The 23,783-nt window shown below is 68.4% G+C and carries 19 protein-coding genes, 1 tRNA gene and 3 pseudogenes; 14 read left to right on the top strand and 9 right to left on the bottom strand.

Features of this window, described 5'->3' with window-relative positions:
- Positions 1 to 178: 178 nt before the first annotated feature.
- The 3 genes from ACFWU3_RS08565 to ACFWU3_RS08575 all read left to right on the top strand — a co-directional run bounded on the left by ACFWU3_RS08565 (position 179) and on the right by ACFWU3_RS08575 (position 6,052).
- Positions 179 to 2,809, top strand: coding sequence for a serine hydrolase (locus ACFWU3_RS08565; protein ID WP_384433142.1), 2,631 nt, complete (start codon positions 179 to 181; stop codon positions 2,807 to 2,809).
- Positions 2,810 to 3,109: 300 nt separating this feature from the next.
- The gene (locus ACFWU3_RS08570; RefSeq protein WP_384433146.1) at positions 3,110 to 5,017 is read left to right on the top strand and encodes an MFS transporter; all 1,908 of its coding nucleotides are present in this window, start codon (positions 3,110 to 3,112) and stop codon (positions 5,015 to 5,017) included.
- Between the two features lie 216 nt (positions 5,018 to 5,233).
- Positions 5,234 to 6,052, top strand: a complete 819-nt coding sequence (locus ACFWU3_RS08575; protein ID WP_384433149.1) for an adhesin — start codon at positions 5,234 to 5,236, stop codon at positions 6,050 to 6,052.
- 115 nt (positions 6,053 to 6,167) lie between these two features.
- Here ACFWU3_RS08575 and ACFWU3_RS08580 read toward each other — a convergent pair whose 3' ends face one another.
- Positions 6,168 to 6,470, bottom strand: coding sequence for a hypothetical protein (locus tag ACFWU3_RS08580; RefSeq protein ID WP_384433152.1), 303 nt, complete (start codon positions 6,468 to 6,470; stop codon positions 6,168 to 6,170).
- A gap of 303 nt (positions 6,471 to 6,773) precedes the next feature.
- On the opposite strand from ACFWU3_RS08580, the gene ACFWU3_RS08585 reads away from it, so the two are divergent.
- Positions 6,774 to 7,340, top strand: a complete 567-nt coding sequence (locus ACFWU3_RS08585) for a hypothetical protein (protein WP_384433155.1) — start codon at positions 6,774 to 6,776, stop codon at positions 7,338 to 7,340.
- A gap of 66 nt (positions 7,341 to 7,406) precedes the next feature.
- Here ACFWU3_RS08585 and ACFWU3_RS08590 read toward each other — a convergent pair whose 3' ends face one another.
- On the bottom strand, positions 7,407 to 7,595 hold the full coding sequence (locus tag ACFWU3_RS08590) for a hypothetical protein (protein WP_384433157.1): 189 nt from the start codon (positions 7,593 to 7,595) through the stop codon (positions 7,407 to 7,409).
- Between the two features lie 255 nt (positions 7,596 to 7,850).
- Between ACFWU3_RS08590 and ACFWU3_RS08595 the strand changes: the two genes are divergently transcribed.
- Complete coding sequence (locus ACFWU3_RS08595; protein ID WP_384433160.1) at positions 7,851 to 9,200, top strand: hypothetical protein; 1,350 nt, start codon at positions 7,851 to 7,853, stop codon at positions 9,198 to 9,200.
- Positions 9,201 to 9,380: 180 nt separating this feature from the next.
- On the opposite strand, the gene ACFWU3_RS08600 is transcribed toward ACFWU3_RS08595, so the two are convergent.
- Together ACFWU3_RS08600 and ACFWU3_RS08605 are read right to left on the bottom strand one after the other, a co-directional pair.
- Positions 9,381 to 9,815: a hypothetical protein gene (locus tag ACFWU3_RS08600; protein ID WP_384433163.1), complete on the bottom strand. Its 435-nt coding sequence runs from the start codon at positions 9,813 to 9,815 to the stop codon at positions 9,381 to 9,383.
- Positions 9,816 to 10,027: 212 nt separating this feature from the next.
- Positions 10,028 to 10,297 (bottom strand): hypothetical protein, encoded by a 270-nt coding sequence (locus tag ACFWU3_RS08605; protein WP_384433166.1) that lies wholly within the window; start codon positions 10,295 to 10,297, stop codon positions 10,028 to 10,030.
- A 149-nt stretch (positions 10,298 to 10,446) separates the two neighbouring features.
- Here ACFWU3_RS08605 and ACFWU3_RS08610 point away from each other — a divergent pair, with 149 nt between their 5' ends.
- From ACFWU3_RS08610 to ACFWU3_RS08620, 3 genes and pseudogenes are all read left to right on the top strand, one after another.
- Positions 10,447 to 10,665, top strand: a complete 219-nt coding sequence (locus tag ACFWU3_RS08610; RefSeq protein ID WP_384433169.1) for a hypothetical protein — start codon at positions 10,447 to 10,449, stop codon at positions 10,663 to 10,665.
- Between the two features lie 185 nt (positions 10,666 to 10,850).
- Positions 10,851 to 11,000, top strand: a pseudogene (locus ACFWU3_RS08615) (site-specific integrase); the annotation flags it as partial.
- Between the two features lie 481 nt (positions 11,001 to 11,481).
- Complete coding sequence (locus ACFWU3_RS08620) at positions 11,482 to 13,896, top strand: hypothetical protein (RefSeq protein WP_384433172.1); 2,415 nt, start codon at positions 11,482 to 11,484, stop codon at positions 13,894 to 13,896.
- 10 nt (positions 13,897 to 13,906) lie between these two features.
- Here ACFWU3_RS08620 and ACFWU3_RS08625 read toward each other — a convergent pair.
- Positions 13,907 to 13,996 (bottom strand): annotated as a pseudogene (locus ACFWU3_RS08625) (GntR family transcriptional regulator); the annotation flags it as partial.
- Between the two features lie 46 nt (positions 13,997 to 14,042).
- Here ACFWU3_RS08625 and ACFWU3_RS08630 point away from each other — a divergent pair.
- Both ACFWU3_RS08630 and ACFWU3_RS08635 read left to right on the top strand, forming a co-directional pair.
- Positions 14,043 to 14,454: pseudogene (locus tag ACFWU3_RS08630) on the top strand (tyrosine-type recombinase/integrase); the annotation flags it as partial.
- A gap of 128 nt (positions 14,455 to 14,582) precedes the next feature.
- Complete coding sequence (locus tag ACFWU3_RS08635; RefSeq protein ID WP_384433175.1) at positions 14,583 to 15,149, top strand: hypothetical protein; 567 nt, start codon at positions 14,583 to 14,585, stop codon at positions 15,147 to 15,149.
- Positions 15,150 to 15,222: 73 nt separating this feature from the next.
- On the opposite strand, the gene ACFWU3_RS08640 is transcribed toward ACFWU3_RS08635, so the two are convergent.
- Positions 15,223 to 15,298, bottom strand: a tRNA-Arg gene (locus ACFWU3_RS08640).
- A 149-nt stretch (positions 15,299 to 15,447) separates the two neighbouring features.
- Between ACFWU3_RS08640 and ACFWU3_RS08645 the strand changes: the two genes are divergently transcribed.
- Positions 15,448 to 17,127, top strand: a complete 1,680-nt coding sequence (locus tag ACFWU3_RS08645) for a class I adenylate-forming enzyme family protein (protein ID WP_384433177.1) — start codon at positions 15,448 to 15,450, stop codon at positions 17,125 to 17,127.
- A gap of 21 nt (positions 17,128 to 17,148) precedes the next feature.
- Here the strand turns inward: ACFWU3_RS08645 and ACFWU3_RS08650 are convergent, their stop codons facing one another.
- Positions 17,149 to 18,435: a M6 family metalloprotease domain-containing protein gene (locus ACFWU3_RS08650; protein ID WP_384433180.1), complete on the bottom strand. Its 1,287-nt coding sequence runs from the start codon at positions 18,433 to 18,435 to the stop codon at positions 17,149 to 17,151.
- A 297-nt stretch (positions 18,436 to 18,732) separates the two neighbouring features.
- Between ACFWU3_RS08650 and ACFWU3_RS08655 the strand changes: the two genes are divergently transcribed.
- Together ACFWU3_RS08655 and ACFWU3_RS08660 are read left to right on the top strand one after the other, a co-directional pair.
- The gene (locus tag ACFWU3_RS08655) at positions 18,733 to 19,383 is read left to right on the top strand and encodes a TetR/AcrR family transcriptional regulator (RefSeq protein ID WP_384433183.1); all 651 of its coding nucleotides are present in this window, start codon (positions 18,733 to 18,735) and stop codon (positions 19,381 to 19,383) included.
- A gap of 287 nt (positions 19,384 to 19,670) precedes the next feature.
- Positions 19,671 to 21,188 carry an MFS transporter gene (locus ACFWU3_RS08660; RefSeq protein WP_313945782.1) on the top strand — a complete coding sequence of 506 codons (1,518 nt, stop codon included), beginning with the start codon at positions 19,671 to 19,673 and terminating at the stop codon, positions 21,186 to 21,188.
- Positions 21,189 to 21,266: 78 nt separating this feature from the next.
- Here ACFWU3_RS08660 and ACFWU3_RS08665 read toward each other — a convergent pair whose 3' ends face one another.
- Positions 21,267 to 21,791 carry a MarR family winged helix-turn-helix transcriptional regulator gene (locus tag ACFWU3_RS08665; RefSeq protein ID WP_384433186.1) on the bottom strand — a complete coding sequence of 175 codons (525 nt, stop codon included), beginning with the start codon at positions 21,789 to 21,791 and terminating at the stop codon, positions 21,267 to 21,269.
- A 93-nt stretch (positions 21,792 to 21,884) separates the two neighbouring features.
- On the opposite strand from ACFWU3_RS08665, the gene ACFWU3_RS08670 reads away from it, so the two are divergent.
- Entirely contained in the window at positions 21,885 to 22,667 is a 783-nt protein-coding gene (locus ACFWU3_RS08670; RefSeq protein WP_384433189.1) for a dioxygenase, read from the top strand.
- 37 nt (positions 22,668 to 22,704) lie between these two features.
- Here the strand turns inward: ACFWU3_RS08670 and ACFWU3_RS08675 are convergent, their stop codons facing one another.
- On the bottom strand, positions 22,705 to 23,745 hold the full coding sequence (locus tag ACFWU3_RS08675) for a questin oxidase family protein (RefSeq protein ID WP_384433192.1): 1,041 nt from the start codon (positions 23,743 to 23,745) through the stop codon (positions 22,705 to 22,707).
- Positions 23,746 to 23,783 lie beyond the last annotated feature (38 nt).

The raw sequence follows: 23,783 nt of genomic DNA on the forward strand, positions 1-23,783 counted from the left end.
CGAGAGCGCGTGGGTGCTTCGTACTGGAACCGACACGTATGTCGTTCTCGTCTAGGCGCAAGGGGCGCACTCTCACACAGGACACTGGTAGATGGTTCGGACAACACGGGCTGTCGTTGCCGGCGGCGCCCCAGGGCGTACGTACGGCAGATGACGCATGACTCATGGAGGAGGCACGGTGGCGGGCGAGTCCCCCGACAAGTCGGAGCAGCGGAGGTCGTCGGGGGAGACGACTTCGGGTGAACGTGACCCGCGGCTCGCCGTGTTCCGCCAGGCCCCGGCCCCGGCCGTGGACCAGCCGACAGCGGTCTTCAAGATGCCGGAGGCTCCCGAGCCCGATCCGGTGAGCCCCGATCCGGCCGGCCCCGAACCGGGCACGGAGTCGGGCTCGGTGGAGAACGACGCGAGGCTGCGGGCCGCGGTGGCGGCCTGGGTGGCGTCGGCGGACGACGAGCCGGCGAAGCCGGACGCGGAGTCGGACGCGGGATCCGGTGCGGAGGAGGGTTCGGCTTCGGACTCGGCTTCGCGCTCGGGCTCCTCGGCGGACGCCGGGGCCGAGTCGGACAGCGAGCCGGAGTCGGTGGCGCAGACGTCGGAGCTGCCGGAGCCGGCGGCGACGGCGGAACTCCCCGTGACGCCGGACGAGGTGGAGGCGGAGGAGCCCGCCCCGAACGAGGAGCCCGAGGGCGCGCCCGCGGCCGCGAGCGCGCCGGACACGGCTGAGCCTGCCGTCCGGGACGAGGAGCCCGCGTCCGACGACGACCAGCCCGCACCGGCCGACCAGTCCGAACCGGCCGTCGCGCCCGCCGCGGTGGTTGCCGAGGACGCGGTCCCGGTCGAGGACACGACCGAGGCGGAGACGCCGGAGGACGCCGAGCCGGCCACGGCCGATGACAGCGTTGCCGAGGCTGAGGCGGACGCCGTTGACGAAGCCGAAACCGAAACCGAAGCCGAAGCCGACGAGCCTCGCTCGTCCGGTACGGCAGCGGCCGACGCCCCTGCAGAAACGTCCGCACCCGAGCGCCCCGCCGACAGGACCGATGGCGACACCGGCAAGGACGCCGACACCGGCAAGGACGCCGAGGCCGAGAACGGCCCCTCCGACTCCACGGCATCCGACGGATCATCCCCCGCAAAGGTGGACGTCGCCCCCGCAAAGGAAGACGCCGCCCCCGCCAAGCCTGCCGTCGACCAGCCCACCGCCGTCTTCAAGGCGCCCCGGAAGCCTCCCGTCGACAGCCCCACCACCGCGCTCAAGATGCCGCCGGCGCCCCGGCCCGGGGCCGACCCCGCGCCCGTCGAGCGGACCAGCACCTTCGTACCGCTGCGTGTCGACGACGGCGTGCGGACGCCGAGCGCGAAGAGGCCCGAGGCCGCTGCCCCGGCGGCGCCCGCGAAGCCCTCGGCCGTACCGGGCAAGCCCGCGGCACCCGTGAAGCCGGCGGCCGCCGCACCCGCGTCCGCCGCCGCACCGGACTCGCTCACCGAGGCCGAGCGCACCCGGCAGCAGCCCATGCCGCCGCTGCCCCCGCTCGACCTGCTCGCCGAGCTGACCAATACGCCGCCCCCGCCGCAGACGGCCGTGCGCACGGTCTTCCGGCGGTTCAAGATCTGGACGCCACTCGTCGTCCTGCTCCTGATCGTCTTTGCCATCGCACAGGCCGTGCGTCCGCTCCCCGAGCCGGAGCTCGCGCTCTCCGTCGACCCCACGTACACCTTCCAGGGCGGCAAGCTCAGCCTGCCGTTCCCGGGTGAGGGCCAGGGCGCCGTCGAGGTCGAGGGCGTCGGGACCATCGGTACGTACGGCGCCCAGAAGCCCGCGCCGATCGCGAGTGTCGCCAAGACGATGACGGCGTACGTGATCCTCAAGAACCACCCCATCACCGGCGAGGAGGTGGGGCCGAAGATCACGGTCGACCAGCAGGCCGAGGACGAGGGCCGGAACGAGGACGAGTCGACGGCGAAGATCAGGCAGGGGCAGCAGTTCACCGAGCGTCAGATGCTCCAGCTGCTGATGATCCCCTCCGGGAACAACGCCGCGCGGCTGCTCGCCCGCTGGGATGCCAAGACGGAGGCCGAGTTCGTCAAGAAGATGAACGACGCCGCCAAGGAACTCGGCATGACCAACAGCACCTACACGGACCCGAGCGGCCTCAAGGCCACGACCGTGTCCACGCCGCTGGACCAGCTGAAGCTGGCCAAGGCGGTCATGCAGAACGACATCTTCCGCGAGATCGTCGACACTCCCATGACGACTATCCCCGGTATCAACGGCTCGATCAGGAACAACAACGACGAGGCCCTGCTGAAGGACGGTGTCGGCGGCATCAAGACCGGCTCGTCCACCCCGGCTGGCGGCAATCTCCTCTGGGCCGCCAACACCATGGTCGACGGCAAGGTCCGCCGCATCGTCGGCATCACCATGGGCGTCCAGAACGCGCAGATCCTCAACGACAAGCTCGAGCTGGCCATCGACCACAGCATCAAGGTGATCGAGGCGGCCCAGGGCGGCGTCACCTCCGCGACCGTCGTGAAGAAGGGCGCCGTCGTGGGATACGTGGACGACGGGTTCGGCGGCCGTACCGCCGTAGTCGCCACCAAGGACCTCAAGGCCGTCGGCTGGGGCGGTCTGGAGATCAGGATCGCGATCAACGACGGGGGCAAGAGCCTGCCGCACACCGCCTCGGCGGGCGACATCGTGGGCCAGGTCTCCGTCGGCTCCGGCACCGGCAAGGTGACGGCACCGGTCGCGCTCCAGAAGGACCTGGCGGAACCTGGGTTCGGCGACAAGCTGACGCGCATCGGCTAGGACGGCCCGAGCCGTACGGCCGACGTACGTCGGCCAGGACGGCCCGAGTCGTAACGGCCGGTGCGGGACCTGCGGACCGGGGTCCCGCACCGGCCACGCGGGCGCCCCGGTACCGGGGCGCCCGCGTGCTAGCGTCCCGGGCAACTCGCCGGGCAACTCGAAGACGCCGGGACAGCGTCCTTGAGGATGGAATCGCCGGCGACGGCGCGCCGCGCACAGCGAGCCGGACGACAACGGCCCGCGGCGCACGGCGGGCCCGACGACAACGGCACACGGACGGGGAAGACGGGGAGAGCCGCAGTGACCACTGCTGAGCCGGCCCAGGCGGACGGCAGCAGCACCGGGGCGGGGCCGCGAATACGCGGGCCCCTGACCGGCTCCGACCGCGCCCGGAACGACTCCGACGCCCTCGGCGACGGCCCCTCCGACGGATCCTCCGACGGTTCGGACGGACCTGCGGGCGGGTCCTCGGGAGCCGACCGCGGACCCCTCGCCGATCTCCGCGACCGTCTCTCACGCCGTCCCGTGCTCGTCGCCACCGCTCTCGCGGCGTTGGTGCACCTCGTCTGGTTCTTCTTCTTCGCCAACAGCGGCGGCGACATCGCCGCCCAGGACGCCTGGGCGGAGTTCGTCGGCCGCCATCCCGACTCCGCGTACAACCTCGCCTGGTACGGCGGGATGCACCCGGTCTCGTACAGCGTCGTCTCGCCGTATCTGATGTCGCTGATCGGCGTCCGCTCGACGATGATGGTCGCCGGTACGGTGTCGGCCGCTCTGACCGCGCTGATCCTGGTGCGCGTGCGTGCCGTCCGCAATCCGCTGGCCTGCTCGCTCGCCGGGGTCTTCGCCTTCCTGTGCAACGCCCTGTCCGGGCGGGTCACCTTCGGCCTCGGCATGATGTTCGCGCTCGGCGCCGTCGCCGCGGTCTTCTGCTGGCCGCACCGCTGGCGGATGAACCGCTGGGCCAAGGCGTCCGTGGCCGCTCCGCTCGCCGGTCTCGCCACCGCGGCCAGCCCGGTCGCCGGTCTCTTCCTCGGCGTCATCGCGGCCGCGCTGTTCCTGAACGGGCGCCGGCCGGGGGCGTACGCCCTGGGCCTCGCCCCGGTCGTCGTCGTGGCGCTGTCCGCCTGGCTGTTCCCCTTCTCCGGCACCCAGCCGATGTCGTTCTGGTCGACGTCCCTCCCCTTCCTGTACGGGGTGTTCGTTCTCGTCCTCGTACCGAAGGACTGGCGCACGGTCCGCACCGCGGCGGCCGTCTACGCGCTGGGCACGCTGCTGACCTGGCTGATCGACTCCCAGATCGGCTCGAACGTCTCCCGGCTGCCGATGCTGTTCGCGGGCGTGGTGCTGCTGGCGGCGCTCCCGTTCACCCGGCCGCGCTCGCGGAAGTGGTACGCGCTCGTCATCGTCTTCGCGGGCCTGAACTTCTGGATCGGCTTCAAGGCCGTGGACGACATGGTCCGTACCGCGCCGACGGCGTCCTGGAACCGTGAGCTGGCCCCGCTCGTGAACCGGCTCCAGCAGGTGAACGCCGAACGCGGCCGGGTCGAGGTGGTCCCGGCAAGCAGTCACCGCGAGGCGTCCGCCCTCGCTCCGTACGTCAATCTGGCCCGCGGCTGGAACCGCCAGGCCGACATGAAGCGCAACCCGCTCTTCTACGACGACGACAAGACGCTCACCTCCGCCGGCTACCGCGCCTGGCTGGACCGGTGGGCGGTGCACTACGTCGTCCTGCCCAAGGGGTCGCCCGACGAGAGCGGCGCCCGCCAGGAGGCGGAACTGGTCCGCGAGGGACAGCCCTACCTCACGCGCATCTGGGGCGACGGCAACTGGCAACTGTTCGCCGTCAAGGACCCGATGCCGCTGGCCGACCCGCCGGCCACGGTGGACCACGCCGGCGCGGGGGACCTCACCATCCAGGTGAAGACGGCGGGACGGGTGCTGATCCGGGTGCCGTACTCGCCCTGGCTGAGCCTCGTCGACGAGGACGGCAAGAAGGTGGAGGGTCCCCAGGAGACGGAGGCGTCGAAACTGCGCGAGGACGGGCCGAAGAGCTTCACCAATCCGAACGGCTGCCTCATCAAGGTGGAGCAGGACACGGAGGGCGACGAGTGGACCGAACTGCTCGCGCCCCGTCCCGGCGTCTACCGGCTGGCCGCTCCGTACGGGCTTTCGCGCGGCACCGCGTGCCCGGATGAACTTCGATAGCCCCCTTACCCGCGTTAACACCTACAGGGCCCTGGCCTGCTGATGCATAGTGGACACGTTTTCCATACCGAGCAGTTGGTCTAGTGGTGCGGGTGTGACATGGCGTGCGAACGATGCGACGGCAACGGCGGTGGCGCGCTGTCGGGTCGGCGCTGCCCGCAGTGCGGCGACACCGGGACAGGCGGGCCGTACGGGCACGCTGGGGGCGGGGACTGGATGGCACGCACGGCAGTGACGGGACGAGTGCCTCGCCTCTCCCGTGGAGGAAGGATTCTGCTGATCGGTGGAGTCGGGCTGACAGCGCTGGCGCTGGCGGTCTCGGCGGCCGCGATGTACGGGGGTGACTCGCCGTCGGACGCGTCCGACGACTCCGGGTCCCGCTTCGACCCCGGCACCATCGGCGGGGCCCCGCAGCGGATCGAGCCCTCGGTCGAGCCGTCCCGCTCGGCATCGGACCAGCCGTCCCCCGGAGAGGGGGAGGGCGGCCGGAAGTCCCCGAAGCCACCGCAGAACGGCAAGCGTCCCGCGTACTCCGCCTGGGCGGGCCCGGGTTGCGACGGCGGCGGCCGGTACGAGGAAGAAGGCCGCTTCCGCGACGGCTTCGCGGGCTGGTACACGGTGAACGTCGGCGGCCACAAGGGCGACGGCTGCGACGGCCGGTTCACCTCGATCCCCATGTCGGGCAGCGCCACGAAGGACACCGACGGCACGGCGACCTGGTCCTGGTACGTGGGCAGCGGCTACACGACCTGCTCGGTGGCGGTGGTGGTCCCGAAGGGCGGCCGGGACGAGGACGTGGCGGGCGACCCCACGGTCTACAAGGTGCTGGCGGACCCGGACGATCCCGGCAGCCTGATCAAGACGTTCCAGGTCGACCAGGTCGCGCTGCGCGACAGAGGCGCGGTCATCCAGAAGATCCCGGTCCGCGGCCAGCAGCTGACGGTCCAGCTCGTGGACAGGGGAGTGGACTTCGGCGCCGGCCGCGAGGGAGCCCACCACGCGGCGGCGCAGATGCGGGCGGACTGCACGGTCTGACCCGGCAGGGCCCTGGTACTGCTCGGTCGACACGCGCCGCGCGGGGAGGCGTTGGCGGGTCGACCGAGCGTATGCGGCGGCGCGTTGCCGGCGGCCGGACGGGGGGCTCCTGGCGTCAGCCCGTCGCGGAGGGGGCCTTGGCCGTCGCCGAACGGACGGCCTCGTCGCAGCCGTCGCACGTCAGCCCGCTCCACCGCGGCGCATGCCACGCGTCGGGGTCGGGGGCCGTGTGCGAGGTCTGCTCCATGTCCGACGCCGGCTGTCCGCACATGGTCCGCGCCTCGACCCACTCCGCACCGTCGGGGTCGGGCCACTGGACGGCGTGCACGCGGACCGGCCGGCGGATGTCATGACCGCTCGGGCCGAAGTGTTCGTGTTCCTGCGCGGCGGCCTGTATCGCCGTGGCGTACTGACTCATGCGCAGACCTTAGGACGGAACCCCGTTTTCGGAACCCCGTGTGCGCACCAAATTTTCGCCTTCCCGGTCAGCGGCACAAAGCGGTTCCGGAGCTCGCGGGGCCGGTCCGCCGGCCCGGCGGAACAGGACCTTCACCCGGCATTTCCCTCCTTTCGGGACCCCTCTGAACAGCGAACTCCCGGTAACCCTCGGGGATTTCGCAATGTTGTTTCGCAACGCCTACCCACCGGAATGACCTTGCTGCATAGTGTCGCCATGACGTGCAGGGGATGTGGGCGCAATCACAGGGGTGCGCTCCCGGGAATGCGGGCGGACAGCTGTTCCCTCGATGCCGTGGCGCTGCCGCCGGCGGACTCGCGGTACGACTGGAACGAGCAGTGGACCCCCGAAGGCCCCGCGCACGCCCGGACGCCGGTTCTGACGCGCGTCAGAACGGCGATGCTCGGGACGGGCATCGCCCTGGTCCTCGGAGCGCTGGTGTCGAGCGTGGCGCTGGCGGGCGGAGGCGACGGCACGTCCGAGTACACCCCGCTGGACGGTGACCTCGGCGGCCGCCCGAACCTCATCACCCCGGCGGCCCCGCCACCTGCCCCGTCCCCGAGCGCCACCTCCCGCACCCCGTCCCCGGACCGCACCCGCGAGGTGGTCCCCGCGACGGAGCGCCGCCGCGAGCCCACCCCGACCCCGACGAAGTCGACCACTCCCGAACCGACGCCGAGCGCTACCCCGACGGTGGGGGCGTCGATCCAGCCGTGGCCCGAGTACACGTGGCGCGACGAGGACGATGACGACTGGCGGGACGACGACGACTGCCGGGACGGGCAGTACGGCGACCGGGACGGCCATCACCACGATCATGGGTGCTGGTGAGGGGGAGTCAGACGGGCGGGCGGGGCACACGGTCCATTCGCCGCCGGTAGCGCTCGGCCCCGGCCGCTACCGCCTGAGAGCCCTGTACCGCTTGAGAAGGACGGCGATCCTCTCGGGCTCCGCCGAGCCGTTCAGCTCCCGGAGGAGCTCGTCGGGGCAGAGCTCGTACAGGTCACCCCACCACCGACGTCCTCTGTTGTCCCAGATGCGATAGCCACCGGGCACGCCTCTGGCCACGTACCGTCTTCTGCTCACAGCGGCGCATCCACTCCCTCGGTCGAGTGCGCAGGATGACACGCCGGCGAGCCGCGAGGGTCATGGGCCGGTGGTTCTGAGTACTCCCGCTCGCAGCAACCCTCCCGCGCGTGCACGTTGGAGTCGTGGGAATGGCCCATGACCTCCGTGCACCCCGCGTCGGCCGATGCCGTCCTGACGTTCACGTCCGTGCGCGACTCACCCGTCGGGACCACCCGGGTCGCGTTCCGGGCGCCGCGCGGATCTTCTGGACCCATGAGCAACCCAGGCGGTGAGCCGGGCTCGAACCGGGAGCGCAGCGAGATCGACGAGCTCCGGCACCGGGTGGGCGCCCTGGAGGGCGCCGCGCCCCCGTCGGCGCGGCACCCGTTGCGTTCCACGGGCTCGGTCCTGCTGATCCTCTTCGCGGCCCTGCTGTCGGTGCTCGCCGTCGTCGCCGTCTGGGCGAACAGCATCGTGCGGGACACGAACCGCTACGTCGCCACGGTGGGGCCGCTGGCCTCCGATCCGGATGTGCAGCAGGCGGTCACCAACCGGGTCACCAACGAAGTGCTGGCACGGATCAACGTGGACGCGTTGGTCAAGGAACTCCAGGCCGCCGTGTCGGAGCGGGGTGTCCCGCCGAGGGCGGCCGAGCTGGTCGGCAATCTGGAGAAGCCGATCACCAACGGTCTGGAACAACTGGTCAGCCGCACCACGGAGAGGGTCGTCAGCAGCAGCGCCTTCGAGACCGTCTGGGTCGACGCGAACCGCTCGGTCCACAGCGCTCTGGACAAGGCTCTGACGGGGAGCAGCGACAGCGCGGTCTCCCTGAAGGGCAACCAGGTGGCCATCGACGTGGGGCCGCTGGTCGCGAAGGTCAAGCAGAAACTGATCGACGCAGGACTCGGGGTGGCCGCGAAGATCCCGGACGTCCAGACCGACTTCGTGGTGTTCCAGTCGGATGACCTCGGCAAGGTGAAGACCTACCTGAGGGTGCTCCAGATCATGGGCGCCTGGTTGCCCTTCATCGCCCTGCTGATCGCCGCCGCGGGTGTGTACACCGCGTTCAACCGTCGCCGTGCGCTGATCGGCGCCGGGCTCGCGGTGTTCGTGGCCATGCTGTTGCTCGGAATCGCGCTCACCGTTTTCCGCGACGTGTACCTCGACCATCTGCCCCCGGAGGTGTCCCAGGCCGCCGCCGGCACGGTGTACGACGCGCTCATCACATTCCTGCGCGCGGGTGTACGGGCGCTGGGCGCCGTCGCCTTGATCACCGCTGTGGGCGCGTTCCTCTGCGGACCGTCGCGGATCGCCGTCTTCGTCCGTACGGGATGCACCAGGAGCATCGGTGCTCTACGGGGCGTTGCGGTGTCGGCGGGCCTGCGCCTGGGCGCGGTCGGCAGGTTCGTGCACCGCTTCAAGCGGTGGATCGGGGCCGCGATCCTGCTGGTCGCCGTGATCGTCCTCTTCACCTGGAGCTATCCGACCACGATGGTGGTGGTGTGGACGACGCTGATCGTGCTCGCGGGCTTCGCGATCCGGGAGTTCCTGGACGACGACTCCACGACGCCGTCCGACTCCACGACGCCGTCCGGCTCCGCGGCGGGTGCCGCGGCCGGCTGACGGCCGACGGGACTGAGGGGGCCGTAACGCCTCACCCCGCCGGCGGCCGTCGCAGCCGACGCCTCGTCAGCGAATCGCGCTCGTGGTTCGCTGACTGCCGCCCGCGCCGATGCCGCCGTGAAGGTCAGAACCATCCGGGCTTCGCAGTTCGGTCGAGAACGGTCGACTGCATGGTCACGGTCAGTCAATACCCGAGATCTCGATGGGATCGTACGTTCCGTCGCGGAAGTCGAAGACGGTCACCGCAGTGTCGTAACAGTCGCGGAAGTGGCCTCCGTAGCCCGGGTGAGCGATGTGTGGGGCGAGCAGGTCCAAGAGGTCACGGAGATAGAGCATGGAGTCGTCGATCCAGTCGTTGCGTGCGAAGAGCTCCCACTCGTACCGCTCGCCGGACTGAGTGAACCCCTGCACTGTGCGGCGCAAGGAGACGATGTCCCCACCAGGTATACGGCTGTTGTCATTGCCCGGAGCGAGCAGCGGGCGGAGCTGCCCGTCGTCCAGGTCCTCGGGGTCCTCGGCATCCATGCCCAGATGCCAGCGCAAGTCGTTCATCACCGATGCGGGGGTGTCGTCCCGCAGGAAGCAGGAGAAGACGACTTCGTAGTGATCACTCATGACCGCATTGTGTACGGCGGCACCGACACCGGTGCGAGGGTCGATCTTGAAAACCGTGGCGGCGGTAATGCCCGGCTGCTCCAGGCGGCGGCCCGGTCGCGAGTGACCCCCCGCGCTGGTGCCGCCTTGAACATCAAAAGGCCCCGGACCATGATCGGCCTGAGTCCTTGTCCGGTCGGGCGCGGTTGCGGGGCACGGGGAACTGCCACGGGTCACTGTCCCTGGGGATTCGCCCAATAGATCATGCGGCCGTAAGGAACGAGTGCTGAAGGATCCGGCTCACCCACGTGAATCCTGGCCTCGATCAGCGGATGGTCTGCGGAGAAGAGCGCGTCCAGCTCGAAGACCGCCTGCTCGACATCGTCGTCGAGTTCGGTCGTACGACGGCGCACCCAGAAGTTGAGCGCCACCTTCTCCGTCGCTGCCAGTACTGCCACTGCGACCACGTCCGTGGAGATCAGTCCCAACAGGGGATGTGGCACGGGCTTCCATCCGCTCTGACGGGTCGCGTCACCGACCCCGCACCCGACAACACGTTCACCCGAATGGCCCAACATGACGTGCCACCCAAATGGGTGAAGATCAAGCTGGATAGTGCCCTAACCGAGGCAATCTGTGAAAGGCGAACCAAATGCGCATTCGACGAATTCTCGCCGCGGTCTTCGCCACGGCAGCCCTCGCCGGACTCGGCCTCACAGGCGCCGCCACCGCGAGCGCCACCGCCGTCAGCGCCATTCCGGCCAGTGTCACGCCGGGTGAGTGCACGGATGGCGGCGGAACGATCGATCGGTCGACGGCCCCGCTCCCGACGTGCAGAGGCGGTGCGCACAACGGGCAGACGGTCGACTGAACCCCACTAGAGCCCGTTGTGAAAGTGGATCGGCGCCCCGCAGCCACGCGTTGCGGGGCGCTCCCTCGCGAGCGTTCCCCCTCGGCTGACGGCTCAACATACCTGGGAGGCGTGACGATCGCACACGGGCCCGATGGGGTCGGCGGGAGCGGCTTTGGGCTGGAGCTGCCATGGGGCGAGAGATCGGGGCCCCTCCCCGCGTCGTGATGGAGATCCTTGGTCACAGCCGGATCGGCATCATCATGGACGTGTACACGCACGTTGTGCAGGACACGCAGCGGGAGGCGATCAGCCACATGGACCGGCTGCTCAAGAGGCGGCCCGGCCGTGAGTGACCGTCACCGTTGATGTCAGATGCTGATGTCAAAGGCCCCGGACCATGACCGGTCCGGGGCCTTTGCGCTGGTGCCGCCGGCAGGATTCGAACCTGCGACACCCGCTTTAGGAGTTCGATCAACCGATCTGCGTGCCTGGGTGCCGAGCACGCGACAGGACTGGTGAGTACGCGGGGACGTGCCCAAGACCGGTCCAGTCTGCCGACGTTGCCGTCAGAGTCCGCCGTCACGACGACTTCATCCTGAACAGGGTCCGGACGCTCTTGGCACGGACGTGCCGTGCACAGAGCATCGCCTGGCCCGATGCAGAGCGATCGTCGCTGGCTGAAGGGTGGTGGGGCCACGATCGAGCGCCCGGTCCACGTCCGTCGCCAGGGATGCCTGGTGGCGGGTTGTGCCGAACCAACCACACGTCGCAGCTGGGCGATCTACCGTATGTAGTCACGTGGCGTGGGTCGGTGGGGAGGCGGACTTGCAACCGTTGACGAAGGACGAACTTCGATCTGCTTATCCTGACGAGGGCGAGCAGAAAACCATCTTCCGCCTGATGATCCTAAGCGAACTACTAAGCTATTGCCTAATTGCACGTGACTACAAGCCGTCAACCAGTCTAAATAATCACATCAAATTGACCAATTACGGTCACGAGAAAATTCAGGCCTTTGCCAAGAAGAGGATTCCGATCCCCGAGGCGCGGGCAATATGCTTTCTTGAATTCTCCTGGATCGACTTGCTGGTCGACCATAAGGCCACGGACCCGAAGGCCGTTCAGAGGGAAATTGGGAAGCAGATCCGAGACCGCGCGATCATATTTCCGTTTGTCTTCGGGCGTGAACTGTACGACAAGGCTTACGAAAAGCTGGACCCAGAAAAGAGAGAGCTAGACGTAGCTGACACCCTGGACTTCCTCTCGGACACTCCGCAGGGTGTTTTTCAGATGCACGAGTATGTGACTGGGCCATTTGGCCTACTCAGCAGCGAAGAAGTGAGATTTTATCAGCCTCAGCGGTTCGCAAACTTGATTCACTGTAGCGACAAAAGCTGTCACGATCTACACGCCGTTCAGTTCTCGACGGCCAATGAAGCTCCTATAAATAAGCACCGAACAGAGGCCAATAGGGTAATAACGAGAGAAAGTGAGATCCCTAGCGCTTGGGCCTCTTTTCTGGTGGACGTCTACTCCAACCTCGCGAATCCTGCCCGTGAAAATATGGGAGAGACTTTGATTCCCATCCTTGGGGACTGTCTCACCAAAGCAGAGATCGAGGAGCTAACGAAGTGGCTCCTGGATAACACGGGCGGGTTGCTTCGGGGGACTTGTAGCGATCTGGGGCTTCGCGGCAGCGCGACGGAGATTGTGGAGTCGATGGATCGGGCTCAACTCATGCAGTTGTGCCTTACCGTGAGTGATCGGCATCTCACGCAGGGGATCGACACGCTTGTGCATCAAGGGGCCATTCGAGTACCCAGCTCGGAAATTCGGGTACCGCCAATAAACGCCGACTCCACTTTCGGTAAGTTCCGCCTAAGCGCGGAATTGGGATACCACGGCATTCGCGCTCGATCAGGGCGTATGAACTTGGCGCCCCTTAGGCTGCGAAGTTTGATCGAGCGCATGTATCGACTTTCGGATGTCGTCGACCGTGAGGAATTGGAGTGGCAGCTACGAGATATTGATGGAGAAAGTCTAGAGGCGCGCCTAGAAAAGTATCTCCTCGACTGTTCGCCAGATTCTGTGGTTCGGAGTTTGGTTCTGGCGCGCAAGAGCAACGCTGTAGCGGCCTGCGAGATATTGCATCTACGCGAAGGGGCGACTGAGAGCAAGGACTTCATTCCCCTTATCCTCTGGAAGCTAGGGTTTGGATCACCCAACGAAGCTGATCCTCACGCCGACTTCTGGAGGCTTCACGAGGAGATGGAGAGAATGGCTAGAATGGGGCCAGGTCGACCCCTGTCTCCCTCGGTTGAAGACTTTCGAGGAGCGGCAGCAAACTACTTCGTCCACCTCGAAAGCGCTTTGGACGACGCAATTGCCTTCACTGTCTGGGCCCTCTCTCACGACCACGTAACTGACGGGCGCCCCTTTATCTACGAACCAGATCGACAGCGAGATAGCTCTTACGAATGGCTGCAATCTGCTGTTGGAAATTCAACAGACAATGAACTCACGTACGGGGAGAAGAATACTCTCTACGCTCTATGCCGCGGGTTTCAATGCCTTGGCTCCGAGCTGAAAAGAATAGCTGCGGCGCGTGTCGCGCACGAGCGAGGAACTGACCGTCTTCCAAAGTGGGTCGAACATCAAACGCTGCAAAGATTCCCCTTCTCTCACGACGTGCCATTTCTAGATCTGACGGACGACTCGCGGGAGATGATTCTTCGGAATCTACAGGAAATTAGTCGCATGCTTGTGTCTGAGCGGATCTATGACGCTCGCAACAGCTGGCTGCATGGCGGCAAGCAGAATCTCGACTTTGGCAATGTGCGCGCAACCCTGTCGGCGATTCGAGATGCCATTCAGTTGATCGAGGACTGTGGATTCTTGAGAACGAATTTCGCCATCGTCTCTCGCCGATCGGACGGTTTCGGCCGGCGGGTCACCACTGTACGGAACCCTCGGGGCGTCACGCTGAATTTCCACGAACCGTCGCCATACTCCTGGCTGGGCCTGCCAAGTGTGGGCAGCGGCGTACACGTAATTACCGCAGCCTGCTTCTCTGCCCCTAGTAACTTCCTCAGATTCCGATCTGAGGTTTCCTCCCCGTTCACTGAAATGTGGTCAGACTATCCACGAAGGAAGCCTCAATCCCAGAAGGTAGGGCATGCTCTGGATGCGGTCGCCGGAGCTGCGAGCAGCCAGGGCAGGGGCGACGGTGCTATCCCACCCATGACTTGATGCGTCTGCACGGAAGCCGCGTCCCGGGCGGATAAGTCCCGTTGTCGATCTCGCGGCGCAGAGCATCCGCGACTTGCCGGTACTTCGGCTGCTTGCTCATGACCCCATCATGACGCACTCGCTCAACTTGTTGGTACATGTCAGCGAGCCGGCGCCGCAGGGTCGTCCCGATGCCCGCGCTGTGCATCGCACCGCTCCGCTGGCACCGGCTGCGGCAACGGGAGACGTTCGCCGCTACGGGCGTCTCTTGGTCCGAGGACGGATACATCTTTGCGACGAGGAACGGCCGACCGGTGGAGCCCCGGAACGTCTACCGGTCCTTCACTCGGGTCGCCGCCGACGCGAGTCTGCGGGTGGTCCGGCTGCACGATGCCCGACACGGCTGCGCCACGCTGCTGACGGCGGCCGGCGTCGCCCCGCGGGTCATCATGGAGATCCTCGGGCAACAGCCAGATCAGCATCACGATGGACGTCTACACCCACGTCGTCCATGACACCCAGCGGGAGGCGATCAGCCATATGGACCGGCTCCTCAAACGCCGCCTGCCCGCAGCGTGAAGAGCGTGGCGGTCTGCTGAAGATGCAGAGGGTCCGGGCGGGCGTCTCGCTAGGCATCCGCCCGGACTACGTAGCGGCGGTACGTCGAAACACGCCCACCGGGTCAAATGTCTTTCCAGAATGGCGAGATGGAGATGACAGAGAGTTTCGCCACCACGGCTGCGGCCGTGGCCCCCCTGTTGTGGGCAATCGGCACAGTGGAAGTTCAACAGGTCCGCAAGCACTTGCGTAGCTGGATCGATGAACAAGAGCGCCGGTACAACGAGGCTGTTGTAGCCATGACTGAAGCGTCGGATGAGGAGAGCCTGGCTCGTGCCCGAGGGCGCTGGGAGCGGGCGCAGCGGGGGTGGGTGGGCTCGCTTCCGACATTGGCTCTGTACCAACTTTGGGCCTGCTTGAGCATCGCAATGTGTTCGTGCACCATCGTGGCGCTCAGGTGGTTGTCTGAGGACGGCGGACCAGGCAAGGTCTCAGGGCCGGATCCCGGCGATGCCGAGTTCATCTTCTACGCGCTCGCGGGTGCGTTGCTGTTCATCACTGCGCTCCCGGGATGGGTCGTGACGTCCGACCTGATGGGCTGGCGGGAGCACCGGAAGAGCGCGGGGAAAGCTTTGGAGCACTTGGACGCTCAGGCTCAGGCCCGAGTGCAGGCCCGCACGGCGGACCCGTCAACCGATGAACTCCCACAGCCCTGAGGGTTCAGACGCGACTGCCGTCAACTGCTGCCGTCAAAGGCCCCGGACCATGACCGGTCCGGGGCCTTTGCGCTGGTGCCCCCGGCAGGATTCGAACCTGCGACACCCGCTTTAGGAGAGCGGTGCTCTATCCCCTGAGCTACGAAGGCGCTGCGGGGACAGTGTAGCGGGTGGTCGATCGTCGGCCGAGGCGGTTGATGCGGTGTTGTGTGTGGGGTACACGCAGTCGTCTTGACCTGTCTCCCCGCTGCGCATAGCGTCGCGCTCGTACTGAGCGAGCGCTTAGAGAGGTGTGACCGTGCCGCAGACGGAAGAGATCCTCAGCGCCCCCGGCGCGCCCTTCGCCGTCGTGCGGGGGGAGGACGGCGGGCTGCTGTACGCCGATGGGCCGCGGAGTCTGCGGGAGGTCGTCGAGGCGACCTGGGCGTACGGGGATCAGCCCTTCCTCGTGGGGGAGCACACCGTCTACACGTACCGCGAGTTCTTCGCCCGCGCCTCCGCCCTCGCCGGGCGGTTCGTCGACGAGTACGGGCTGCGGCCCGGGGACCGTGCCGCCGTGGCCATGCGGAATCACCCCGAGTGGCAGATCGCCTTCTGGGCAACGCAGTTGGCCGGGCTCGTCGCCGTGCCCCTCAACGCCTGGTGGACCGAGGAGGAGTTGGCGTACGCCCTCGACGACTGCACCCCGCGCGTGCTCCTCGTCGACGGTGAGCGGCTGCCGCGCGTGGATGCCTGGCGCGAGCGGGCCGGGGCGCGTGCCGTCGTCTTTCATGGGGGGTTCCGCGACGGGGACCCGGTGCCCCAAGGCGTCGAGCGGTACGAGGACTTCGGGACGCCCGACCCCCTCACCGCGCCGCCCGCCGTGGAGGTGCGGGCCGAGGACGACGCCACCATCATCTACACCTCCGGGACCACCGGGCGGCCCAAGGGTGCGGTGGCCACGCAGCTCGCGCAGGCCGGGGCGGCGCTGCATCCGCGGTTTCATGCCAGTGCCGCCGCCCTCGCGCGCGGCGCCATGCCCGGGCAGGCGCCGGCCCCGGTCACGCTGATGACGTTCCCGTTCTTCCATGTCGCCGCGTTCACCACGCTGTACTCCACGATGGGCGTGGGCGGCACGCTCGTGCTGATGCGGAAGTGGGATGCCGAGCGGGCTCTCGCGCTCATCGACGAGCACCGGGTCACCCACTACTCCGGCGTGCCGACCACGGCGCTTCAGCTGCTGGAGGCCGCCGAGCGGACCGGTGCGGAGCTGGAGACGCTCTCCCACCTCAGTACCGGCGGGGCCGCCGCGCCGCCCGATCTCCTCGCGCGGCTGGCCTCTCGTCATGGGCAGCGCATCGAGCCCCGAAGTGGCTACGGCCTGACCGAGACCAGCGGTGGCGTGCTCGCCAACTTCGGTGATGCCTACCGCGAGCACCCCGGCAGCGTGGGCCGGCCGTCGCCCGCCACCGAGGTGCGGATCGCCGGGCCGGCCGGGGAGGCGCTGCCCGAGGGGGAGGTCGGCGAACTGTGCCTGCGCGGTCAGTCCCTCGTCCGCGGGTACTGGCGCGACGAGCAGGCGACCGCCGCGGCCTTCCGGGACGGCTGGTTCCGGACCGGGGACCTCGCGACCGTGCGGGACGGGCGGGTCAGCATCGTCGACCGCATCAAGGACATGGTGATCCGCGGCGGCGAGAACGTGTACTGCGTCGAGGTGGAGGCGGTCCTGCACTCCCATCCGGGTGTCGCCGACGCCGCCGTCCTGGGCGTTCCGCATCCGGTGCTCGGTGAGGAGGTCGCCGCCGTCGTCCAGGTGCGCGCCGGGACGACGGTCACCGTCGACGAGCTGAAGGAGCATGTCGGCAGGGAACTGTCCGCGTTCAAGGTGCCGGCGCATCTGCTGCTGCGGGAGGAGCCCGTGCCGCGCAATCCGACGGGCAAGATCCTCAAGCGGGAGCTGCGCGGGCCGGTGGAGGAGTACGTGCGCGGAGGCGCGTGAGCCGCCGGGATGCGCAGCAGTTCAGGAGCGGGTGACGCGTACCTTGTGCACACCGCCGCTGTCCGCGCGGATCACTGCGATCTTGATGCCGTTCTTCTTGTCCACGAAGGACTCCCCGGGCTGGTACGGAGCGTCGGAGAGCTCCGAGTGCACGTTGGGGCGCCGGGTGCAGCCGCCGCTGTCCCGGGTACTGTCCGAGACCGTTATCGGACCCTGGCCGGTGTCCACGTCGGTGTGCACGCGGTAGATCAGTACGCCCGGTGCGCACACGGCCTCGTCGTTGCCGGCGCGCGTGCGGACCTCGACGGCGTAGCCCGCGTCCTCGGTGACCGGCACGATCACCATCTTGGCGCCGCCGGCGGTGGCCAGCGGGGTCAGTGAGTACTCGGTCGTGCCCGGTGTGGAAGCGCACCCGATCTGGTGGGAGTCGAGCCAGCCCAGTTTCCACTTGTGCCAGCCGAGCAGGTCGTTGTTGGCCCCCCAGTCCTCGCTCATGATGTCCCAGTGCCCGACGGAGCCGCCGCCCTCGGAGGTGTAGAGGTCGGGCAGCCCGAAGACATGGCCGTTCTCGTGGGGGAGCACCCGGTAGCCGGTCTCGGCGTACGAGCCGGAGCCGTCGTCCTGCCGGCTGTAGACGAAGGACGTGTTGGCGAGCGGCACGCCGTCGGCGACCGGGGCGTCGTGGTTCCCGGAGAAGGTCACGGACAGCACGGTGTCCAGCGCCGAGGGCCCGGCGTTGGGGGTGACCAGTATGTTGACCAGGTCGTACTCGCTGAAGTCCACCTTCGGGTCGGCCACCGAGACGATGTCCTCGACGAGGTTGCGATAGCCCGGCTCGTAGGGCGAGCCGCGCTCTATCCCGTACGCGGCGAACGGTGTGGGCATCCGCAGCCACTCGGTCACCGGTGCGTGCGGGATGTAGCTGAGGCGGCCGTACGAGCTGGTCCTGAACCAGTCGGAGGTCTGCGGGAAGAACTCGGCGAGCCGGTCGACGGCCCGTCCCTGGCCCACGGCGTCCGAGAAGTCGATCATCAGGTTGAGGGCGCGGATCTCGCCGGTGGAGGGGGAGTAGCCGGGCGGAGTCGGTATGCCCTCCGACATCTGGATACCGAGCGTGGTGGGGATGCGGCACGGTCCGAGCCCGGTCTCGTCGGCTGTCGCCACCGGTCCCGCCGACGCCCTGGTGGGGGTGGGGAGCGTGGCACTGGCCGTGGTCAGGGCGGCGAGCGCGAGGGCCGCGAGGGCGGCGAGTCCGCCGAGGCGGCGGGATCGGCCGGTCCTGCGTATCCGGTGGCGCGTGTGCTGCATGCAAATCGCCTTCGGGCCCACGGCAGCAGGCCGGGCCCTGGCTGCGCTCTGTGCGATCAGCCTGTGACGGCCGGTGCGCACCCGCTCGCCGGGTGGGCCGATCGTGGGATCTCCGAGGCCCCTTCCCTGATGTGACGCAGGTCACATCCGGGACGGGAAATAACCGGGGATCGTTTCCCCGTTTGCATATCTGTCCCCGCGAAATGGGGAAGCGGTCCCCGCTTACGCAGAGCTGTGAGGCGGATACGACCGGTGGACCCGAGCTCGATACGAGACAGACGCCTGAGAGGTGGAGTTGTGACCCCCGCCGTGGAAACCGAAACGCGCCGCACGCCCCGGCCGAGGGCGGACGCCCTGCGGAACCGGGAGCGGATCGTCTCGGCGGCGCGCGAGATGTTCGTGGAGTTCGGGGCCGACGTCCCGCTCGACGACATCGCCCGCCGTGCGGGCGTCGGCAACGCCACGCTCTACCGACACTTCCCCGACCGCTCCGGACTCGTCCGAGAGGTCGTCATCTCCGTCATGTCCCGTACGTGCGACCGCGTCGACCAGGCCGTGGCGGAGGAGGAGGATCCCTTCGCCGCCGTGCGCCGATTCGTCCACGCGGCAGCCGACGAGCGCATCGGGGCCCTGTGCCCGATGCTCGCCGGCGGGTTCGATCAGGACCACCCGGATCTGCACGCCGGACGCGAACGCCTCGAGGAGTCCGTACTGGGGCTCATCGAACGGGCGCAGTCGGCGGGCCGGATGCGTACCGATGTCGCCGTCGGCGATCTGATGGTGGCCCTCTCCCAGCTCACGCGGCCACTGCCGGGCATCGGATGCCTGGGAATCGACCGCTATGTCCACCGCCATCTGCAGCTCTTTCTGGACGGACTCGAAGCACCCGCTCGCTCCGAACTGCCCGGCAAGGCGGCGACCATGGAGGACCTGCGAACCACGCAATGACGCAGTGACACACCGCAGTTCGTGAGGCATCAGGGACGCGGGGCGCGACAGCGAGGTCGGGTCCGGCGCCGGGGGGAGGCCGCCCGGACCGCGTCCGGGCCCGGCGGCCGAGACCGATGAATCGCGCGCCCGCCTCACGTCCCACAGACGACCAAGACGATCACACGACGACTCAGACCGACTTCGACTGACACATACGACGGCTTCGACCCGTACACGACGGCTCGTGCACGGGGGCATTGACCACGTCCGTTATGACTTCTTCGCACCCATAGGTGGCCCTTCCCATGCCAAAAACACCCGACATATCCCTTGCCGACCCGAAGCGCTGGAAAGCTCTGGTCTTCATCGCCCTCGCCCAGCTGATGGTGGTGCTCGACGCGACGATCGTGAACATCGCGCTGCCCACCGCCCAGCAGGACCTGGGAATCTCCGACGGAAACCGCCAGTGGGTCATCACGGCCTACGCCCTTGCCTTCGGCGGACTGCTCCTCTTCGGCGGCCGTATCGCCGACCTGTGGGGCCGTAAGCGCACCTTCGTCGTCGGCCTGCTCGGTTTCGCCGCGGCCTCCGCGCTCGGTGGCGCCGCCACCGGCGAGGCGATGCTGCTCGGCTCCCGCGCACTGCAGGGTGCCTTCGGCGCACTGCTCGCGCCGGCCGCGCTCTCCCTGCTGGCCGTGATGTTCACCGATGCCAAGGAGCGCGCCAAGGCGTTCGGCATCTACGGCGCGATCGCCGGTGGTGGCGGTGCCGTCGGCCTGATTCTCGGCGGCTTCCTCACCGAGTACCTGAACTGGCGCTGGACCTTCTTCGTCAACATCCCGTTCGCGATCGTCGCCGCCGTCGGCGCGTACTTCGTGATCCGTGAGCCCGCGGGCTCTCGCAACCGCTCCTCGCTCGACATCCCCGGTGTCGTCCTGTCCACGCTGGGTCTCGTGGCCCTGGTGTACGGCTTCACCCGCGCCGAGTCCGCCGGCTGGTCCGACGGTCTGACCGTGGGCATGTTCGTCGCCTCCGCGGTGCTGCTCGCCGCCTTCGTCGTCACCGAGGCCAAGGTCAAGGCCCCGCTGCTGCCGCTGCGTGTCCTGACGGAGCGCAACCGCGGCGGTGTCTACCTGTCGCTCGGCCTCGCCATCATCGCGATGTTCGGCCTGTTCCTCTTCCTGACCTTCTACCTCCAGGTCGTGAAGGGCTACTCCCCGGTCATGACCGGGTTCGCCTTCCTGCCGATGATCGCGGGCATGATCGCGGGCTCGACGCAGATCGGCGCCCGTCTGATGACCCGGGTGGCTCCGCGGCTGCTGATGGGCCCCGGCTTCGTCCTCGCCGCGCTCGGCATGCTGCTGCTGACGCAGCTGGAGATCGACAGCTCGTACGCCGGGCTGATCCTGCCGGCGCAGCTGATGCTGGGCCTCGGTATGGGTACGGCGTTCATGCCGGCCATGTCCCTGGCCACGCACGGTGTGAACCCGGCCGACGCCGGTGTCGCCTCCGCGATGGTCAACACCTCGCAGCAGGTCGGCGGCGCGATCGGTACGGCGCTGCTGAACACCATCGCCGCCTCGGCGACCAGCTCGTACATCGCCTCGCACGCGGCGGGAGCGACCAACCCGAAGCTCCTGGAGATGCAGGGCCTGGTGCACGGCTTCTCGTCCGCGATCTGGTGGGCGGTCGGCATCCTGGTGGCAGCCGCGGCCATCGCGTTCACGCTGATCAACACCGGGCGTCCGGACGCCGGTTCGCTCACCGCCGCCTCGGGTGACGGTGTCGAGGACGAGGTCAGGATCCCCGTGGTCGCGCACTGACCCACGCGAAGAAGTCGGACGACAAGGGCCCTGCCCGGGGTGAACCCGGGCAGGGCCCTTCGCCCATGTGCACGCGGATCAGCGCAGCCAGGGGAGGTCCGCGCCGGACTCCTGCGGCTGGAGCGCGTCGGACATGATCCGCATGATCTCGCCCAGCTGGTCCACCTGTTCGGGGGTGAGCCGGTCGAACAGGGCCTGGCGCACCGCCTCGACATGGGCGGGTGCGGCTTCCTTCAGAACCTCGAAGCCGGCCTCCGTCAGGACGGCGTTCTGGCCGCGCTTGTCGGAGGGGCAGTCCTCGCGGCGCACCCAGCCGTTCTTCTCCAGCCGCGCGATCGCGTGCGAGAGCCGGGAGCGGGTGATCTTGGCGTCGATGGCCAGCTCCGTCATCCGCTTGCGTCGGTGCGGGGACTGGGAGAGCTGGACGAGCAGGCCGTAGTACACGTGCGGCATACCGGCGTCCCGCTGCAACTGGCGGTCGAGGTGGTCCTCGAACAGCATGGTGGCGTGCAAATAGGCGCGCCAGACGCGCTGTTCGTCCTCGGTGAGCCAGCGCGGTTCGCTCTCGCCGCCACCGGTGGATGCCGTGTTCATGTATTCCACTATTCCACGGTACGCCCCAGTTCTTGAAACTTGAACAAAGTGGCTCTAGGCTGTGGTGTAGCTTGAAACTTCAAGCAGATCGGGAGTCGCCTCATGAACGCCACGCCAGTCACGGAGCGGATGCCCGCCCTCTATCTCTCGCACGGCGCCCCGCCGCTCGCCGACGACCCCGTGTGGCCCGGCGAGCTCGCCGCGTGGTCCGCCGATCTGCCCCGCCCGCGCGCGATCCTGATGGTCTCCGCCCACTGGGAGGAGGCCCCGCTCGCGCTCGGCGCGACCGAGTCCGTGCCCCTGGTGTACGACTTCTGGGGCTTCCCCGAGCACTACTACCGGGTGCGGTACGACGCGCCGGGCGCTCCCGCGCTCGCCGACTCCGTACGCAAGATGCTCCGCACCGCCGGGATGCCCGTGCAGGACATCCCGGACCGTGGGCTCGACCACGGCGCGTATGTGCCGCTGGTCGAGATGTTCCCGGGTGCCGACATCCCCGTCCTCCAGATCTCCATGCCCACCCTCGACCCGCGGAAGCTGATGGAGATCGGGCGCAGGCTGGCGCCGCTGCGGGACGAGGGCGTACTGATCGTCGGCAGCGGGTTCTTCACGCACAATCTGGCGGCGCTGCGGCAGGGCGGAATCCCCGGCTGGTCGGCGGAGTTCGACGACTGGGGTCAGCGGGCACTGGCGGCCGCCGATGTGGACGCGCTGCTGGACTTCGAGCACAAGTCCCCGGCCGGGAAGCTCGCCCATCCGCGCACCGAGCACTTCGCGCCGCTGTTCGTCACCCTCGGAGCGTCCGAGGGTGATCTCGCGACCGGGAAGAGCGTGATCGACGGCTTCTGGATGGGCCTGGCGAAGCGGTCGGTGCAGTTCGGCTGACCGGCAGGCCGTGCACCCGGAGAGCCGGCCGTGCTCCTCAGAGGAAGGGCTCGTTCAGCTCGATCGAACGGACGGCCGCGGCCAGGGCGACCGGATCACCGATGTCCAGGGCGGTGTCGGTGAACTTGATCGTGTGATCGTCGCCGTGCGCGGCGGCCCGCTCGAAGATCTCCTCCGGGCTCGCCGTCGTGGGCCGGTACGGGGCGGCCTCGGCCGGTGTGTACGCGGCCGTCACCGCGGCACTCGCCGCCCAGGCGGCCCCGAGGCTCGGCACCCACAGCTCGCGGGGGAGCGCAGGCAGCGTGCGCAGCACGGCATTGGGCGCGGTCGCCGCGTGCACCAGCATGACCGGCTCGCCGTGCCCGTGACTCGCGTAGCGATGGGTGGCGGCGGTGACGAGCTCGACGAGCTGCGCGCGGGCCGCTTCCGGGTCGGCCGTGGCGCCGGGCCAGGCGGGAAATGCGGTCAGCCGACCGAGCCGGCCCAGAATGCCGCCGCTCTGATCGGGTACGGCCGGAACGGCGTCGAGCGCGGCCGCCGCGGTCGCCTCCGCAGGCAGGGCGCGCAGCTCGGGCAGCGGCAGATGCCGGGCGGCCCAGTAGCCGAGCGCATGCGCCAGCTCGGTCACCCGCGGACCGGTCTCCTCTCCGGTCAGCAGGGTACGTACGGCGTGGCCCACCCGGATCGCCGGATGTGTGGCCCCGCCCGCGATGCCGGGCAGCAACCGCGGCCACCACTCGGCGAGTACGTCCCGCCAGGGGCGTTCGGCGGTCTCGCGCTCGAAGTACACGGCCCAGTCGGCGATGCGGCGCGGATCGCCGAGAGCCTCGCGCCAATCGGACGCCGTCACCGGGGTGCTCGGCTCCGGCATGTCCTCCAGCTTGCTGCCGTAGTGGTCGAGCCAGCGGTGCACGGACGACGACCTGCCGTGCCGCACCAGCGCCTCGACGGCCATCGGACCGTGATTGCTCAGCCAGCCGTCGCGCTCGGGGCCGGACGAGTGAAGCCGCTCCAGTGCTTCGTCGAGGGTGCCGGTGGTGTCTTCGAGGGTGCCGGTGGTGTCGCCCGTGATCTCCATGAACGCCGACCCTAGGGGCGGCGCTCCCGCCGCGTAAC

The organism is Streptomyces sp. NPDC058685 (assembly GCF_042714725.1).
Lineage (GTDB): Bacteria > Actinomycetota > Actinomycetes > Streptomycetales > Streptomycetaceae > Streptomyces.

Bases quoted from the DNA above. Each gene is read 5' to 3' on its own strand.
- ACFWU3_RS08660 (WP_313945782.1), top strand. From the start codon at position 19,671: ATGCCAAAAACACCCGACATATCCCTTGCCGACCCGAAGCGCTGGAAA.
- ACFWU3_RS08580 (WP_384433152.1), bottom strand. From the start codon at position 6,470: ATGAGTCAGTACGCCACGGCGATACAGGCCGCCGCGCAGGAACACGAA.
- ACFWU3_RS08650 (WP_384433180.1), bottom strand. From the start codon at position 18,435: ATGCAGCACACGCGCCACCGGATACGCAGGACCGGCCGATCCCGCCGC.
- ACFWU3_RS08575 (WP_384433149.1), top strand. From the start codon at position 5,234: ATGGCACGCACGGCAGTGACGGGACGAGTGCCTCGCCTCTCCCGTGGA.
- ACFWU3_RS08610 (WP_384433169.1), top strand. From the start codon at position 10,447: ATGCGCATTCGACGAATTCTCGCCGCGGTCTTCGCCACGGCAGCCCTC.
- ACFWU3_RS08600 (WP_384433163.1), bottom strand. From the start codon at position 9,815: ATGAGTGATCACTACGAAGTCGTCTTCTCCTGCTTCCTGCGGGACGAC.
- ACFWU3_RS08585 (WP_384433155.1), top strand. From the start codon at position 6,774: ATGCGGGCGGACAGCTGTTCCCTCGATGCCGTGGCGCTGCCGCCGGCG.
- ACFWU3_RS08670 (WP_384433189.1), top strand. From the start codon at position 21,885: ATGAACGCCACGCCAGTCACGGAGCGGATGCCCGCCCTCTATCTCTCG.
- ACFWU3_RS08595 (WP_384433160.1), top strand. From the start codon at position 7,851: ATGAGCAACCCAGGCGGTGAGCCGGGCTCGAACCGGGAGCGCAGCGAG.
- ACFWU3_RS08675 (WP_384433192.1), bottom strand. From the start codon at position 23,745: ATGGAGATCACGGGCGACACCACCGGCACCCTCGAAGACACCACCGGC.
- ACFWU3_RS08635 (WP_384433175.1), top strand. From the start codon at position 14,583: ATGGAGATGACAGAGAGTTTCGCCACCACGGCTGCGGCCGTGGCCCCC.